Raw genomic sequence first — 15,087 nt, 5'->3', positions numbered from 1 at the left:
GCTCAATCCCGACTTCTCTGACCAATCGCGCGCGCCCGGTAACGCTGTGTCGTCGTCGGGGAGAGGCGCGTCTCACGTCCGGGAGGCGGCGGAGGTAGGGAGAACCCCACCCCGGAGAGGCCCGTGCACGGGATGGGTCGGGCCCGTCCCGGCCCATAGCCTCGGAGCATGACCGCCGTACCGCTGGGCGCCGCGCCCACCCCCACCACACCCGTCCGGGGCCTCGTCCGCCAGCTCCTGCGCGACTCCGGCTACGTGCTCTTCAGCCTGCCGCTGGCGCTGGTCGGCTTCGTGCTGGCGGTGGCCGGCATCTCGCTCACCGCCGGGCTGCTGGTCACCACGCTCGGCCTGCCGGTCCTCACCGGCACCCTGTACGCGGCGCGAGGGCTGGCCGACCTGGAACGGCTGCGGCTGCCCGCCGTGCTGCGCCAGCCCCGGGTACGCCCGATCTACCTGGCCCCCGAGCGGGGCGCGGGCTTCTGGCGGCGGGTTCTCACCCCGATGCGCGACCCGCAGTCCTGGCTCGACCTGCTGCACGCCTTCATCCGGCTGCTGGTGACCCTGCCCACGTTCGTGGTGGTCGTGGTCTGGTGGGCGTTGGCCCTCACCGGCACGCTCTACGGCGCGTACGACTGGGCCATCCCGCGCGGCCCCGACGACCAGGACCTCAGCCAGCTCCTCGGGATGGGTGACGGGGCCGGGGCGCGGGTCGCCCTGAACACCGCGATCGGGCTGTTCGCCCTGTTCACCCTGCCGCTCGTGGCGCGGGCCTGCGCCCGGATCCAGGCCGCCCTGGCCTACTCGCTGCTCACCGGGGTGGCCGAGATGCGGCAGCGGATCACCACGCTGGAGGAGCAGAAGCGGGCCGCCGCGTCCGCGGAGGCGTCCGCCCTGCGCCGGCTGGAGCGGGACATCCACGACGGCCCGCAGCAGCGCCTGGTCCGCCTCGCCATGGACCTGAGCCGGGCCCGCCAGCAGCTCGCCGCCGACCCGGAGGCGGCCCGCCGGACCCTGGACGAGGCGGTCAGCCAGACCCGGGAGACCCTCGACGAGCTGCGCGCCCTGTCCCGGGGCATCGCCCCGCCGATCCTCGTCGACCGGGGCCTGCCCAGCGCGCTGGCCGCGCTCGCCGCCCGCGCCCTGGTCCCCACCGAACTGGTGGTCGACGACGAGCTGGGCACCGCCGCCGGGCGGCTCGACCCGGGGCTGGAGAGCACCGCGTACTTCGTGGTGGCCGAGGCGCTGACCAACGTCGCCAAGCACAGCCGGGCCGCCACCTGCCGGGTCGAGGTGACCCGCAAGGTCGGCCGGCTGGAGATCACCGTGGCCGACGACGGGATCGGCGGCGCCCACCTGGCCAAGGGCCACGGGCTCAGCGGCATCGCCGACCGGGTGCGCGCCGCCGGCGGGACCCTGGAGGTGGCCAGCCCCACCGGCGGGCCGACCCGGATCCACGCGGAACTCCCCCGGTGACACCACCGACCGGCGGCACGCCGGACCGGAACACGGCCGCGCTGTGGATCCAGGACGTGATAGACACCGGACCCATGCGGGTGGTGATCGCGGACGACGCCGTACTGCTCCGGGAGGGGCTGGTCCGGCTGCTGACCGAGTCGGGACACGAGGTGGTGGCCGCCGTCGGTGACGGGGACGCCCTGGTCGAGGCGGTGGTGGCGCACCGGCCGGACGTCTCGGTGGTGGACGTGCGGATGCCGCCGTCGCACACCGACGAGGGGCTGCGGGCGGCCGTGGAGGCGCGCCGGCGGGTGCCGCGTACGCCGGTCCTGGTGCTCTCCCAGTACGTCGAGGTGTCGTACGCCGACGACCTGCTCGCCACGACGGGCGGCGGGGCCGGCGGGGGCGGGATCGGCTACCTGCTCAAGGACCGGGTGGCCGCGATCGACGAGTTCCTGGACGCGCTGGCCCGGGTGGCGGGCGGCGGGACGGTGCTGGACCCGGAGGTGATCAGCCAGCTGCTGGTCCGGCGCCGCCGCGACGACCCGCTGGCCGAGCTGACCCCCCGCGAACGCGAGGTGCTCGCCCTCATGGCCGAGGGCCGCTCCAACACCGCCATCGCCCGCGCCCTCGTGGTCAGCGACGGCGCCGTCGAGAAGCACGTCCGCAACATCTTCACCAAGCTCGACCTGCCCCCCGACGCCACCCACCACCACCGGCGGGTCCTGGCCGTCCTCACCCACCTCCGCGCCTGAGACGCCCGGCGGGCTCAGAAGGTCCGCGCGAGGGCGACCGCCTGGGTGAGGGTGTCGGCCACCGGGTGCGCGGAGGTGCGCAGGCGCGCGGGGTCGGAGAGACCACCGGTGTAGAGGACGCAGGCGGCCCCCACCGAGGCGGCGGCGTCGCCGTCGTCCAGGGAGTCGCCGATCAGCACCACCTCACGGCCGTCGAGGCCCAGCTCGGCGAGGTGCTTCTCCAGCCACTCGGCCTTCGGGCCGCCGCCGACCGCGGCGCGCAGCCCGTCCACCCGGGCGAAGTGCGGGGTCAGCCCGTACGTGTGCACCGTGGGCACCAGCTCGTCGTGGAACCACATGGACAGCAGCGACTGGCTGCCCGGCCAGGCGGCGATCGCGGCGGTGGCGTCGGCGGCCAGCGCGCAGCTGGTCAACCCGGCCCGGTACGCCTCGTGGAAGATCCGGTCGAGCCGGCCGAACGCCTCGTCGTCGATCGCCCGGCCGAGCATCTCGGCGTAGTAGTCGGCGATCGGGCGGCGGAACCGCACCCGGTGCTCGTCGGCGGTGACCACCGGACCGCCGGCGCTGGCGAAGGCGACGTTGGTGGCCCGCACCACCAGGTCGAGGTCGTCGAGGAGGGTTCCGTTCCAGTCCCACACCAGGTGGCGGCGCGCAGCGGTCATCGCTGCACTGTAAGGGGCGGCTCAGAGCTGGGGGGTGGTGAGGTCCCGCAGCAGCCGTTCCTCCTCGACCCGCCAGTAGCCGTGCTCCTTGCCGTCGAGCAGCACCACCGGCAGCCGGTCGCCGTACTCGCGTTCCAGCTCCAGGTCGCCCGTCACGTCCTTCTCGATCCAGCGGTCGCCGGTCACCGCCACCACCCGGTCGAGCGCCGCCTTCGCGTCCTCGCAGAGGTGGCAGGCGGGCCGGGTGATCAGGGTGAGCCGGGCGTCACTGGACATCGGATACCTCCGTGCGGATCTCGGTCGGCGGCGCGGGCGCGGGCACCGGGGGCGCCGCCGGGCGGAGCTCGGTCTTGCGTACCTTGCCGATCGCCGAGTGGGGCAGCTCGTCGACGAACTCGACGGCGGTCGGGCACTTGAACCGGGCCAGGTTACGCGCGCAGTGGCCGAGCAGCTCCTCCGCCGTCACCGTCGAGCCGGCCGCCCGCACCACGTACGCCCGGACAGTCTCGCCGGTCCGCGGGTGCGGCATGCCCAGGACGGCCGACTCGGCCACCCCGGGGTGCGCCTGGAGCACCAGCTCCACCTCGTGCGGGTAGACGTTGAAGCCGTTGACCAGGATCAGCTCGCCGAGCCGGTCGACCAGGAAGAGGTCCCCGTCGGCGTCGGCGTACGCCACGTCGCCGGTGGGCCACCAGCCGTCCGGGTCCGGGCCGTCGCGGCCGTCCGGCCAGTAACCGCCGAACAGGTTGGCGCCGCGCACCACGATCTGCCCCGGGTCGGTGCCCTCCGGGTCGTCGGAGAGGTGCAGCTCGTCGGCGTCCTCCTCGGCCGTGGGCACCCCGTCGCGCCACAGCTCCACGCCGTCGGACCCGACCAGGCGCAGCTCGACGCCGGGCAGGGGGCGGCCGATGGAGCCCGGCTTGGGCTCGCCCCCGACCAGGGTGGAGGTGAGCACGGGCGCGGTCTCGGTGAGCCCGTACCCGACGTGCACCGGGTGCCCGGTCACCTCGGTGAAGCGCGCCCCGGCGGCCGGCGGCAGCGGCGCCGCGCCGCACACCGCGACCCGCACCGAATCCAGCACCCCGGGGCGGTCGCCCGCCGCGTCGGCCCAGGCCAGGAACATCGACGGTACGCCCACCAGCACGCTCACCCGGTGCCGGGCGATCTCGTCGAGCGCCCCCGTCGGGCCCGGCTCGTCGACGAGCACCCCGGTCGCTCCGTGGTGGACCACGGCCCCCAGACCGGAGTTCAACCCGTACGCGTGGAACAGCGGCAGCGCGAGCAGCACGGTGTCGTCGGGGCCGACCACCGGCGGGTCGATCCGGTCGACCTGGGCGTGGTTGGCGGCCAGGGCCCGGTGCGACAGCATCGCGCCCTTGGGCCGGCCCTCGGTGCCGGAGGTGTAGAGCAGGACGGCGAGGTCGTCCCCGTCCCGGGCCGGGAAGCCGGCCGCCTCGTCACCGTCGGTGACCGGCGGGGTGGTGTGCACCGCGGTGAGCGCGGGCAGGTCGCCGGTGGGCACCCGGTCGACCACCTCGGCCGCGCCGACCAGCACGGCGGCACCGGAGTCGGCGAGCACGTGCCGCAGCTCCCGGGCGGTGAAGCCCGGGTTGACCGGCACCGCCACCAGTCCGGCGCGGAGCACGGCCAGGTAGGTGACCACGAAGTCCGGGGTGTTGCCGAAGGCGATCGCCACCCGGGGCGGATGGCCGTCGGGAGCGGACGGTGGCACCGCCGCGGCCAGGGCACGGGCGGTCGCGGTCACCGAGGCGTCCAGAGCGGACCAGGTCAGCGTCCGGTCGCGCCAGTGCAGCGCGGGACGGTCACCGTCGACGGCGGCCACCCGGCGGAGCCGGTCGGCGAGGTTCGGCGCGGAGCTGTGGGCTGCGTCCTGCACGGTGGCTGAGTCTGGCACAGCCGCGTCCGCCCGGCCACGCCCGAGCGCCGGGGACGCCGCGTGGCGGACAACGCGTCCGGCTCCACCGGACACGCCGGACCGCGGTCCCCCCGACGGGACTGTCCACCCCGCCAGGAGCGATTCCCGAACGTGGGAAGGGGCCCTCCACCGGTCGGCCGACGGGGTCCTCCGGGCAGCCGGAACCGCACCGGCGGTGCCGCCGCCGCGACACGCCGAAGGCGCAACAAAATTGGCTCCGACCAGGACTTTCCACTCCGGACCAGCTGGCGACGCGAAAGTCAACCGCACACGACGGACAAGGCGTCCGCCATTTGTGCGACGGGACCGGAAATACTTCCGCTCTGTGTAACGGACTTGCCACGCGTGGGTGACGTTGGCCCTATCATCACTCGGGTCGGCTCACCCCATTTGCCGTGAGTCGACACCCCTCAGCCCGAGGAGGCCCCCGTGCCTGTGAGCGCATTGGACCAGCACCTCAAGGTGACCTGCCGCCCGTCGGCACGTCCCCGAACCGCCGCGCCCGGTCGGGGCGTACCCGGTCCCGCCGCGACGACGCGGCGGCCGGTGCGGCCGTGCCCCGCCTGCACCGGGGAGGCGCGGTGACCACCTTCGGTTACGCGGACCGGCCGGCCGGAGTGACCGGCCCGACCCAGCGAACACCCGTCAACGAGCGCCTGGAGCCCGCTCCACGGGCCGCCGCCGACGGGATGCGCGGTCTCGCCGTCCGCGGCGAGGGGCGGCGGGTCCGCAACCGGACGCACCACAACGAGGCGCCGCCGCGGCCGGCGACGCCCGGCGGCAACGCGAAGACCGCCGCCGGCCGGCTCGGCGCGCCGTCCCGGCCCACCATGCCGGCCCAGGGCCGGCGCGGTGACGCCGCGGCGAACAGCGAGCCCTCGGCCGCCGAGACCGCCGTGCTGCCCGCGGTGACCACCGGCGACACGGCGGTGCTGCCGGCCGTCCCGGCCGCCGCCGCGCCGGCCACCGGCTTCCCGAGCCGCCCCGACCCGTCCGATCCGGCCACCGAGGTCTGGGCGCTGGTGGAGCGGGCGCAGGCCGGCGAGGCCGAGGCGTTCGGCCTGATCTACGACCGGTACGTCGACACCGTCTTCCGGTTCGTCTACTTCCGGGTCGGCAACCGCCAGCTCGCCGAGGACCTCACCTCCGACACGTTCCTCCGGGCGCTCAAGCGGATCGGCAGCTTCACCTGGCAGGGGCGCGACCTGGGCGCCTGGCTCGTCACCATCGCCCGCAACCTGGTCGCCGACCACTTCAAGTCCGGCCGCTACCGGCTGGAGGTGACCACCGGCGACGTCCTCGACGCCGACCGGGAGGACCGGGGGCCCGAGGGCAGCCCGGAAGCCGCGGTGGTCGAGCACATCACCAACGTCGCCCTGCTCACCGCCGTCAAGCAGCTCAACCCGGAGCAGCAGGAGTGCATCGTGCTCCGCTTCCTCCAGGGCTTCTCGGTGGCCGAGACGGCCCGCGCCATGGGCAAGAACGAGGGCGCCATCAAGGCTTTGCAGTACCGGGCGGTCCGGGCCCTGGCTCGGTTGCTGCCGGACGGCTTCCAGCCCTGACCCGACCCGTCCCCACCCGCCCGGCGAGCACCCCGGGCGCGGGCCGGCGCGCCCTCCGCACCTCGTGACAGCGATCACTCTTGGTGATTTCGCCACCGACCGGGCCGTAACCGGCTACCGGCGCGAACCGTTTCTCCGGGTGCGACCAGTGGTTGTCCCGGCGTCCCCCGGGCCCACCCGGTCCGGCGGGTCAGGTCGGCCGTCCCGGTCGGCCGTCGGCCACACGCTGCCACCGGTCGCTGGTGACGACGACGGCCAGAGCGGCCGTGACCAGCGAGAGGGGGTGCCTGCGGTGGACAGCGACCTCTTCTCCCGTCGGCGTGCCGAGCGCTTCGCGCAACTCCTCGACGAGGCCAACGGCGGCCGGCGGCACCACGTCCGTTCCCGGGCCGACGACGAACTCACCGCGCTCGTCGCGGTGAGCCGCCGGCTCACCGCCGACCGGCCGGACGTCGAGGTGGACACCGAGTACCGCACCGGGCTGCGGGCGATGCTCGTCGCCACCGCCGAGCGCGAGGGCGTCACCGCCCCGGCGAGGACCGGCGTCCGCGGTTCCCTGCTGCCGGCGGTGACCGGGCGGCGGGCGCGGGCCCGCGGGGCCATCCTGGTCGGCGTGGCCGCCGGTGCGATCGCCCTGTCCGGCATCTCCGCCGCCAGCGAGAACGCGGTGCCCGGCGACGCCCTCTACGGCATGAAGCGCTCGACCGAGCGCGCCCAGCTCGCCCTGGCCAGCTCCGACATCAGCCGGGGTCAGCTGTTCCTCGACTTCGCCCGCACCCGGCTCGACGAGGCGGCCACGGTGCGCGACGACCGGCTCGGCTTCAGCGCGGTGCTGGACGACATGGACGCCGACACCCGGCAGGGCGTACGCCTGCTGACCACGGTGGCCGCGCAGCGCTCCGACCCGGCGGCGCTGGACGCCGTCGACACGTTCCTCGGCGGCCAGCGCCGGGCGGTCAGCGGGCTGCTCGACCGGTCGGACCACGCCGACCGGGACCGCACCCGCCGCTCCCTCGCCCTGCTCGACGCGGCCGGCCGCCGTGCCGACGCGCTCCGCGAGGCGATCGCCTGCGGGCTGCCGGCCCCGGCGGCCAGCGACGCGCTCGGACCGGCGCCGACCACCTGCCCCGGCGACCGCTGAACCGCCCGGCACAGCCGTTCACGCCACACTTCTCCCGCCGGACATCCGCCCGTCACACGGCGCCGGATAGGCTCGGTACGGAGGGCGTACGCGGTCGTCGAGGGGAGGTCGCCGTGACCCGGAGCCGCAAGGTGACGGTCAGCACCGACGTCCACGGGCACACCGCCGGCTGGTCGGAGACCCCGGAGGCGCCCCCGGCCACCCCGACGCCCGACCCGACGGCCGCCGCGTTCTTCGACGTGGACAACACGATGATGCAGGGCGCGTCGATCTACTGGTTCGCCCGCGGGCTGGCCGCCCGGAAGTACTTCACCACCGGTGACCTCGCCCGGTTCGCCTGGCAGCAGGCGAAGTTCCGGCTGCTCGCCACCGAGCACGCCGGGGACATGTCGCAGGCGAAGGAGGCGGCGCTGGCCTTCATCGAGGGCTGGCGGGTCGACGACGTGGAACGCCTCGCCGAGGAGATCTTCGACGAGCTGATGGCCCCGCGCATCTGGGACGGCACCCGCAAGCTGGCCCAGCGCCACCTCGACGCGGGCGAGCGGGTGTGGCTGGTCAGCGCGGCCCCGGTGGAGATCGGCCGCGTGATCGCCACCCGGCTCGGCCTCACCGGGGCGATCGGCACGGTGGCCGAGGTGGTCGACGGGGCGTACACCGGCCGGCTGGTCGGCGACCTCATGCACGGCCCGGCCAAGGCCGAGGCCGTCACCCAGCTCGCGGCGGTGGAGGGGCTGGAGCTGAGCCGCTGCGCGGCGTACAGCGATTCGGCCAACGACCTGCCGTTGCTCTCCACCGTGGGGCGACCGGTGGCGATCAATCCGGATCCGGCGTTGCTCCGGCAGGCCCGCGAGCGGGGCTGGGACGTCCGCGACTTCCGCACCGGCCGCCGGGCCGTGAAGATCGCCGTGCCGTCCACGGCCGCCGCCGGGCTGGTCGCCGGCGCCGTCACGGCCGGGCTGGCCCTGCACCGCCGCCGGCAGCGCGTCGACTGACGCCCGGCCCGCGGCTCAGGGGCCGAACGGGTCCGGGCGGCGTTCGAGCAGCCGGTGCAGGGTCTGCTGGATGGTCTCCCGCACCTGGTCAGCGAGGTTGAACACGACAAGCGGGTCGTCGGCCGAGTCCTGCAGGTGCGCGGTCGGGATCGGCGGGCAGAACTCGATGAGCCACTTGCTCGGCAGCGGCACCATGCCCAGCGGCCCCAGCCAGGGGAAGGTCGGCGTGACCGGGAAGTAGGGCAGCTTGAGCAGCCGGGCCAGCGGCTTGATGTCGGCGAGCATCGGGTAGATCTCCTCGCCGCCGACGATCGCCACCGGCACGATCGGCGTGCCGGTGCGCAGCGCCGCCGAGACGAAGCCGCCCCGCCCGAAGCGCTGGAGCTTGTAGCGGTCGGCGTAGAGCTTGCCGACCCCCTTGAAGCCCTCCGGGAAGACGCCGACCAGCTCGCCGTTGCCGAGCAGCCGCTCCGCGTCGGGGTTGCAGGCCACCGTTCCGCCGGTCTTGCGGGCGATCTCGGAGACCACAGGCATCCGGAAGACCAGGTCGGCGCCGAGCAGTCGCAGGTAGCGGCGCGCCGGGTGCCGGTCGTGCAGCGCGGTCGAGAGCACCAGCGCGTCCAGCGCCACCGTGCCGGAGTGGTTCCCGACCACCAGGCCGGCCCCCTCGGCGGGCACGTGCTCGACGCCGCTGACCTCGGTGCGGAACCAGTCCCGGTAGAGCAGCCGGACCAGCGGGTGGAAGACGGCGTCGGTCAGGTCGGGATCGAAGCCGAACTCGTCCACCTCGTAGTCGCCGGCCAGCCGCCGCCGCAGGAAGGCCAGCCCGTTGGCGACCTTCCGGTCCCAGTGGTCCCCCGGCCGGTCCGCCACCGCCGGCCCGGGCGGGGTCGCGTCGCCCGCGACCGGCTCGTCCACCGGCTTCTCGGCCGGGGCCTTCTTCGCAACGGCCTTCTTCGCCACGGTCTTCTTGGCCACGGCCTTCTTCGCCACGGTCTTCCTCGGGGGGACGTCGCCCGGCGCACTCGTCCGCGGGGCCGGGGCCGGCTCGTCGGCGGAGGTGTCCGGCTCGTCGGCGGCCGGCGGCGCCGCCTTCATCGCCGGTTCGGCGGCGGCCGCCGCGGCACGCCGGTGCCCGTTGCGCCGCGCCGGCTCCGCGTCCGGCCCGGGCACGGTCAGCGGTACGTCGTACCGCTCCTCCCCCGTGCTCACGACCGCTCCCGCACGGCCGCCCGGACCTGCCGGATGCCCTCCAGCACCAGCTGCTCGGCCGTGGCGAGCTGGTCCCGGGTCACCACGACACCGCCGTGGTGGGCGCGGATGAAGTCGTCGAACGCGGCCGCCGTCGAGCGGGGCGTGTAGCCGTACTCGCGCTCCAGTCTGGTGGTGTCCACCACCCGACCGTGCACGAAGAGGTCGACCTGGTCCAAACCGTAGCGGCCGAAGCCCATGCTCCGGGCGATGGCGGCCACCCCGGCGAGGCCCGGCTCCAGCACCGGCACGGCGACCCGGCCGGCCCGGCGGATGGCCTGCGACAGCGAGAGCACCCCCGGCCCGGCGACGTTGTAGGTGCCGGGGTGCTCCTCGGCGACCGATCGGTGCAGCACCTCCAGGGCGTCGTCGAAGTGGACGAACTGCAACCGCGGGTCGCGGCCGAAGACGGTGGGCACCACCGGCTGGGCGAAGTATCGCGTGAGCGTGGTGTCGGCGGTCGAGCCGATGAACGGCGCGAAGCGCAGCACGGTCGCCGTCACGTCGGGCCGGCGGCGGCGGAACCCACGGACGTATCCCTCGATGTCGAGGATGTCGCGGCCGAAACCGCCGCGCGGCACCTCGCGCGGCTCGGTCTCCTCGGTGAAGACGGCCGGGTCGCGGAACGACACCCCGTACGCGGCTGTCGACGAGCGGACCACGAGCTTGCGCAGCCGTGGCGCCCGCTGGCAGGCGGCGAGGAGCTGCATGGTGCCGATGACGTTCTGTTCCTTCATCGCCGAACGGCCGCCCTGCTGCGGGTCGGGGGCGGTGACCAGCGCCAGGTGCACCACGGCGTCGACGTCGAGGTCGACCAGGAGGCCGCCGAGCGAGTCGAGGTCGAGGCGGACCCGCTCGACCCCGGAGAGCAGGTCGTCGAGCTCGGGGTTGGGGGTGGCCGGGTCGACCCCGATGACGCGTTCGATGCGGGGGTCGGCGGCGAGCCGGGCGGCGACGTGCGCGCCGAGGTAGCGGCCGACGCCGGTCACGACGACGACCCCCGGAGCACCTGAGGTGCCGCCGGGGGTCATGTCGTGCGCCCTGGCCGGCAGGCGGGATCGAGCCGGGACGTCCACGGCCTGATCACCTGAGCCTCCGAGGGTCGGCAGGTGGCAAGTGGCGCCGGGTGCCGGGCCGCAGCCCGGCCCCGGTCACTTGCCGAGACGACGACGCTGGACGCGGGTCTTGCGCAGCAGCTTGCGGTGCTTCTTCTTAGCCATGCGCTTGCGGCGCTTCTTGACCACCGAGCCCATACGACAGCCTTTCGATGCAACGTGCGGGGCGGACCGGGAGACACCACGGGACGTGGCGTCGGTGACCGCTTGCGGACAACGGACCGGACCAGCGTGGTGGGCAGGGCACACCAGGGTGCGGTCACGGTCGGGGTCCAGGGTAGCCGGAGTGCGTCAGCAGGACCAACGCGCCCCCGTCGATGCCCGTTACGTCGCACTCGCCGGCCTGGCCGCGCGACGTGTCAGGCGGTTTCCTGGAACGCGCCCCGGAGGTATTCGTGCACGGCGTGCTCGGGTACCCGGAACGACCGGCCGACCCGCACCGCGGTCAGCTCACCGCTGTGCACGAGACGGTAGACCGTCATCTTGGACACCCGCATGACCGTCGCCACCTCGGCGACGGTCAGGAACCTGACATCCGACAGTCGAGCGTCGGACTGCGACCCGGCCATGGCTCACCGACCCATTCCCATGCCCGGCGCGTGCCGCCGAGCAGGTTGCTTCCCGCCACGACGAGCGACGCGCGTGTTACCAGTACGGTAGCGGGGCGGCTGTGACCGGCGCGATCCCTTCTTTCTTTTGATCATGGCGGGCGCCTCGTTGAGCTGGCGTTTTTCGCCCGGACGGGTGGCTCGTCCGGTTCACTCGGCGCGCAACGCCACCACGGGGTCGAGCCGGCCGGCGCGCTGGGCGGGCACCACCCCGAAGACGATGCCGACGGCCGCCGACACGCCGAAGGCGAGCGCCAGCGACCACCAGGTGATCGCCGCCGGGATCGGGGAGACCGCGTCGACGAGCAGCGCGGTGCCCACGCCGAGCGCCATCCCGGTCAGCCCGCCGATCGAGGTGAGCAGCACCGCCTCCAGCAGGAACTGCACCCCGATGTCCCGGGGCCGCGCGCCGACCGCCTTGCGCAGGCCGATCTCGCGGGTCCGCTCGCGTACCGAGACCAGCATGATGTTGGAGACGCCGACGCCGCCGACCAGCAGCGAGATGCCGGCGATGGCGGCCAGCACCCCGGTGAGCACGCCGAGGATGTCGCCGAGCACACCGAGGATCTGCTGCTGGGTGACCGCGCTGAACTCGGTGTCCGGGTGCCGGCGGGACAGCTCGGCGACGATCCGCTCGCCGAGCTGGTCGATCCGTTCCCGGTCGGGCGCCTTGACCGCGATGCCGTCGATCCGCTGGGTCCCCCAGAGCCGCTGCGCGGCGGTCACCGGGATGTGTACCTCGTCGTCCCGGTCGACGCCGAGGCTCTGCCCGAGCGGGGTGAAGACGCCGATCACCCGGAACCGGACCCCGGCGAGGGTGACCTGCTGGCCGAGCGGGTCCCGGTCGGGAAAGAGCGCCCGGGCCACGGACGCGCCGAGCACCGCCACCCGGCGGCTGGTGTCCACGTCGGCCCCGGTCAGGTAGCGGCCGCGGGCCAGCGTGCGGGTGAAGACCGACGGGGTGGTCTCCAGCACCCCCTGCACGGTGGTGAAGTCGGACCGGGCACCGGCCCGCGCCGTCGCGCCGGAGGCGATGGTGACGGCCACCCGGCCGGGGTCGCCGACCACCCGGGAGACGGCGTCCACGTCCTTGAGGTCCAGCGGCGACACCACCGGGGCGGTGCCGACGTCGAGCTTGCCGGGCACCACCAGGAGCAGGTTGGAGCCGAGCCCCTCCACCTGCTGTTCGACCTTCTGCTTGGTGCCGGTGCCGATGGCGACCAGGAGCACCACCGAGGCGACCCCGATGATCACCCCGAGCATGGTCAGCGCGCTGCGCATCCGGTTGGCCCGCAGCGCGTCCAGGGCGACCCGCCACGCCTCGGCCACCCTCATCCGGCACCCCCGGCCTGCGCGCCGTTGCGCGGAAGGCGTCCGGTGGCTCCGGTGGCGCCACCGGAGCCACCGGACGGGTGCCCCGGGCCGCTTCCGGACGCGGACCGGGGCTCCGCGCTGGGAGCGGCGTCCAGTGTCTCAGGTCCACCGTCGCCGCCCGACAGCGGTCGATCATGAACGGTGTCGGAGCGGATCAGCCCGTCCCGGACGGCGATCCGCCGGCGGGCCCGGGCCGCCACCTCCGGGTCGTGGGTCACCATGACCAGCGCCACCCCGGACTCGGCGTTCAGTTGTTCCAGCAGCTCCAGCACCGCCTCGCCGGTGGCGCTGTCCAGGTTGCCGGTGGGCTCGTCCGCGAGCAGCACCGCCGGGTCGGTGACCAGGGCCCGGGCGATCGCCACCCGCTGCTGCTCGCCCCCGGAGAGCTGGTTGGGGCGGTGGGTCAGCCGGTGGCCCAGCCCGACCCGGCCGAGCATCGCCGCGGCGCGTTCCCGCCGCTGCCGCGCCCCGACGCCCCGGTAGACCAGGGGCAGCGCCACGTTGTCCACGGCGGACGTGCGGGGCAGCAGGTGGAACGCCTGGAAGACGAAGCCGATGGTCTCGTTGCGCAGCGTCGCCAGCTCCGGCGCGGTCAGGGTGGCCACGTCCCGCCCACCGATCACCAGCCGGCCGCCGGTCGGCCGGTCCAGCCCGCCGAGCAGGTGCATGAGTGTGGACTTGCCCGAGCCGGAGGGCCCGATCACCGCCACGTACTCGCCCTGCGCGATGGTGAGCGACACCCCGCGCAGGGCGGGCACCGACACCCCGTCCAGCTCGTACGTGCGGGACACGTCGACCGCCTCGATCGCGGCGACGGTCACGGCAGCTCCTGGCCGTCGTGGACCTGGTCGGCGCCGCGGACGACGATCCGGTCCCCGGCGCGCACCCCGCTGACGATCTGCACCAGGTCCTGCCCCTGCACGCCCACGGTCACCGGCACCCGGTCGGCCTTCCCGTCGCGCAGCAGCCAGACCGCGTCCCGCCCGTCGGCGTTGAAGACCGCCGAGGCGGGCACGGCCACCGCGTCGGCCGCCTCGCGGACCCGGAGGTGGACCACGGCGTTCATGCCGGGACGGGGCGCCGGGGCGGCCTCACCCTCGCCGAGCCGCCCGGCACCGAGGCCGAGCCGCACCCGGTAGGTGACCCCGCCCCGCGCCGAACTGGTCGGCAGCATGTCCACCGAGCGGACCGTGGCGTCGTACGTCGCGCCGGTCACCGCGTCCAGCTCGACCGTAGCGGCCAGCCCGGCCCGGACCAGCAGCACATCGGTCTCGTCCACCTCGGCGAGCAGGCCGAGCTGACCGGTGTCCACCACGGTCAGCACCGGCGTGCCCGCGGTCACCCGGCCACCGGCCGGCACGGCGTCGTCCACTCCTGCCGGCGGCCCGCCCTGCCCGGCCGTGCCGAGGGCCGACGGGTCGATGCCCGGCACGGCGCCGCCGGCGGCACCGAGCAGCCCCGTGAGGTCGGTCGGGGTGGCCGCCCGGGTCCCGCCCGGCTGCACCACGCCGGGGATCGGGGCGCGCAGGGTCAGCGCGTCGACGGTCGCCTTCGCCAGGTCGTACGCCTGCTGGGCCTGGAGGCGCTGCGCGGTCGACAGCGCGCCGACGGCGCTGTTCAGCCCGGCCACCCCGCGCTGCACGGCGCTGACCGCCCGGTCCGCGGCGCGGGCGGCCGACGCGTACTGCTCCTGCGCCGACTCGACCTGGAGCAGCAGCGCCGCCCGCAGCTGCGGGTCGCCGATCTTCCCGGCGGCCTTGCGGGCGGCGGCGAACGCCTCGGTGGCGGCCCGGTCGGTGTCCCGCCGGCGGCCGCCCAGGTCGCCGGCACCGACGCCCCGACCCGCCCGCTTCGCGGCCCGGAGCGCCTCGCGGGCCTGCGACAACCGGTCCCGCGCGGACGGCGAGTCGATCACGGCGAGCACCTGCCCCCGGGCGACCCGCTGTCCAGGCTGGACACGCAGGCTGGCCACGGTGCCGTCGGCGGGGGCCGTGAGGGTCGCGGCGGCCCGGGCGGTCACCGTGGCCGGCGCGTCGATCACCTCGGTCACCGCGGAACGGCCCACCTGGGCCACGGTGACAGCGGACCGGTCGTCGCCGCACGAGGCGGCGGTGGCGCCGGTCAGCGCGACGGCGGCGAGGAGGGCGGTGACGAGGCGGGGGCGGCGGGCCGCGGGCAGCCGCGGCGAGGGGGTGCGGGCCACCCGGCCCATGCTACGACCCGTCGACCAGCGTCT

Annotated in this window: 15 protein-coding genes; 5 read left to right on the top strand and 10 right to left on the bottom strand. The window is 75.0% G+C overall.

The genetic code is table 11. The features are described 5' to 3' along the window. Window positions 1-168: 168 nt before the first annotated feature. On the top strand, window positions 169-1,473 hold the full coding sequence (locus GA0070603_RS22810; RefSeq protein ID WP_091317633.1) for a sensor histidine kinase: 1,305 nt from the start codon (window positions 169-171) through the stop codon (window positions 1,471-1,473). Window positions 1,474-1,547: 74 nt separating this feature from the next. Further along, window positions 1,548-2,210: a response regulator transcription factor gene (locus tag GA0070603_RS22805; protein WP_091322222.1), complete on the top strand. Its 663-nt coding sequence runs from the start codon at window positions 1,548-1,550 to the stop codon at window positions 2,208-2,210. Window positions 2,211-2,224: 14 nt separating this feature from the next. Here GA0070603_RS22805 and GA0070603_RS22800 read toward each other — a convergent pair whose 3' ends face one another. Genes GA0070603_RS22800 through GA0070603_RS22790 form a run of 3 tightly spaced genes read right to left on the bottom strand, consistent with a single transcriptional unit; the run spans window position 2,225 to window position 4,769 of the window. Next, complete coding sequence (locus GA0070603_RS22800; RefSeq protein WP_091317630.1) at window positions 2,225-2,872, bottom strand: HAD family hydrolase; 648 nt, start codon at window positions 2,870-2,872, stop codon at window positions 2,225-2,227. Between the two features lie 21 nt (window positions 2,873-2,893). Further along, on the bottom strand, window positions 2,894-3,148 hold the full coding sequence (locus tag GA0070603_RS22795; RefSeq protein ID WP_091317627.1) for a glutaredoxin family protein: 255 nt from the start codon (window positions 3,146-3,148) through the stop codon (window positions 2,894-2,896). Further along, the gene (locus GA0070603_RS22790; RefSeq protein WP_208862939.1) at window positions 3,138-4,769 is read right to left on the bottom strand and encodes an AMP-binding protein; all 1,632 of its coding nucleotides are present in this window, start codon (window positions 4,767-4,769) and stop codon (window positions 3,138-3,140) included. The genes GA0070603_RS22795 and GA0070603_RS22790 overlap by 11 nt, the downstream gene beginning before the upstream one ends. Before the next feature lie 620 nt (window positions 4,770-5,389). On the opposite strand from GA0070603_RS22790, the gene GA0070603_RS22785 reads away from it, so the two are divergent. The 3 genes from GA0070603_RS22785 to GA0070603_RS22775 all read left to right on the top strand — a co-directional run bounded on the left by GA0070603_RS22785 (window position 5,390) and on the right by GA0070603_RS22775 (window position 8,503). Then, window positions 5,390-6,370, top strand: a complete 981-nt coding sequence (locus GA0070603_RS22785) for an ECF subfamily RNA polymerase sigma factor, BldN family (RefSeq protein ID WP_091317621.1) — start codon at window positions 5,390-5,392, stop codon at window positions 6,368-6,370. 292 nt (window positions 6,371-6,662) lie between these two features. Continuing rightward, entirely contained in the window at window positions 6,663-7,511 is an 849-nt protein-coding gene (locus tag GA0070603_RS22780) for a DUF5667 domain-containing protein (RefSeq protein WP_091317618.1), read from the top strand. A gap of 113 nt (window positions 7,512-7,624) precedes the next feature. Continuing rightward, complete coding sequence (locus GA0070603_RS22775; protein ID WP_091317615.1) at window positions 7,625-8,503, top strand: HAD family hydrolase; 879 nt, start codon at window positions 7,625-7,627, stop codon at window positions 8,501-8,503. 15 nt (window positions 8,504-8,518) lie between these two features. Here the strand turns inward: GA0070603_RS22775 and GA0070603_RS22770 are convergent, their stop codons facing one another. From GA0070603_RS22770 to GA0070603_RS22740, 7 genes are all read right to left on the bottom strand, one after another. Beyond that, window positions 8,519-9,421, bottom strand: a complete 903-nt coding sequence (locus tag GA0070603_RS22770; RefSeq protein WP_091322220.1) for a lysophospholipid acyltransferase family protein — start codon at window positions 9,419-9,421, stop codon at window positions 8,519-8,521. Between the two features lie 290 nt (window positions 9,422-9,711). Beyond that, on the bottom strand, window positions 9,712-10,785 hold the full coding sequence (locus GA0070603_RS22765) for an NAD-dependent epimerase/dehydratase family protein (RefSeq protein ID WP_091317613.1): 1,074 nt from the start codon (window positions 10,783-10,785) through the stop codon (window positions 9,712-9,714). A 120-nt stretch (window positions 10,786-10,905) separates the two neighbouring features. Next, the gene (locus tag GA0070603_RS22760) at window positions 10,906-11,007 is read right to left on the bottom strand and encodes a 30S ribosomal protein bS22 (RefSeq protein WP_007465623.1); all 102 of its coding nucleotides are present in this window, start codon (window positions 11,005-11,007) and stop codon (window positions 10,906-10,908) included. Between the two features lie 221 nt (window positions 11,008-11,228). Further along, the gene (locus tag GA0070603_RS22755) at window positions 11,229-11,438 is read right to left on the bottom strand and encodes a helix-turn-helix domain-containing protein (RefSeq protein ID WP_046564428.1); all 210 of its coding nucleotides are present in this window, start codon (window positions 11,436-11,438) and stop codon (window positions 11,229-11,231) included. 189 nt (window positions 11,439-11,627) lie between these two features. Next, window positions 11,628-12,812, bottom strand: a complete 1,185-nt coding sequence (locus GA0070603_RS22750; RefSeq protein WP_091317610.1) for an ABC transporter permease — start codon at window positions 12,810-12,812, stop codon at window positions 11,628-11,630. Beyond that, on the bottom strand, window positions 12,809-13,672 hold the full coding sequence (locus GA0070603_RS22745; RefSeq protein ID WP_091317608.1) for an ABC transporter ATP-binding protein: 864 nt from the start codon (window positions 13,670-13,672) through the stop codon (window positions 12,809-12,811). The genes GA0070603_RS22750 and GA0070603_RS22745 overlap by 4 nt, the downstream gene beginning before the upstream one ends. Beyond that, window positions 13,669-15,063 (bottom strand): efflux RND transporter periplasmic adaptor subunit, encoded by a 1,395-nt coding sequence (locus GA0070603_RS22740; RefSeq protein ID WP_091317605.1) that lies wholly within the window; start codon window positions 15,061-15,063, stop codon window positions 13,669-13,671. The genes GA0070603_RS22745 and GA0070603_RS22740 overlap by 4 nt, the downstream gene beginning before the upstream one ends. Between the last annotated feature and the right edge of the window lie 24 nt (window positions 15,064-15,087).

Source organism: Micromonospora chersina, from assembly GCF_900091475.1.
GTDB lineage: Bacteria > Actinomycetota > Actinomycetes > Mycobacteriales > Micromonosporaceae > Micromonospora > Micromonospora chersina.
This window is presented reverse-complemented; position numbering and strand designations above follow the sequence as displayed.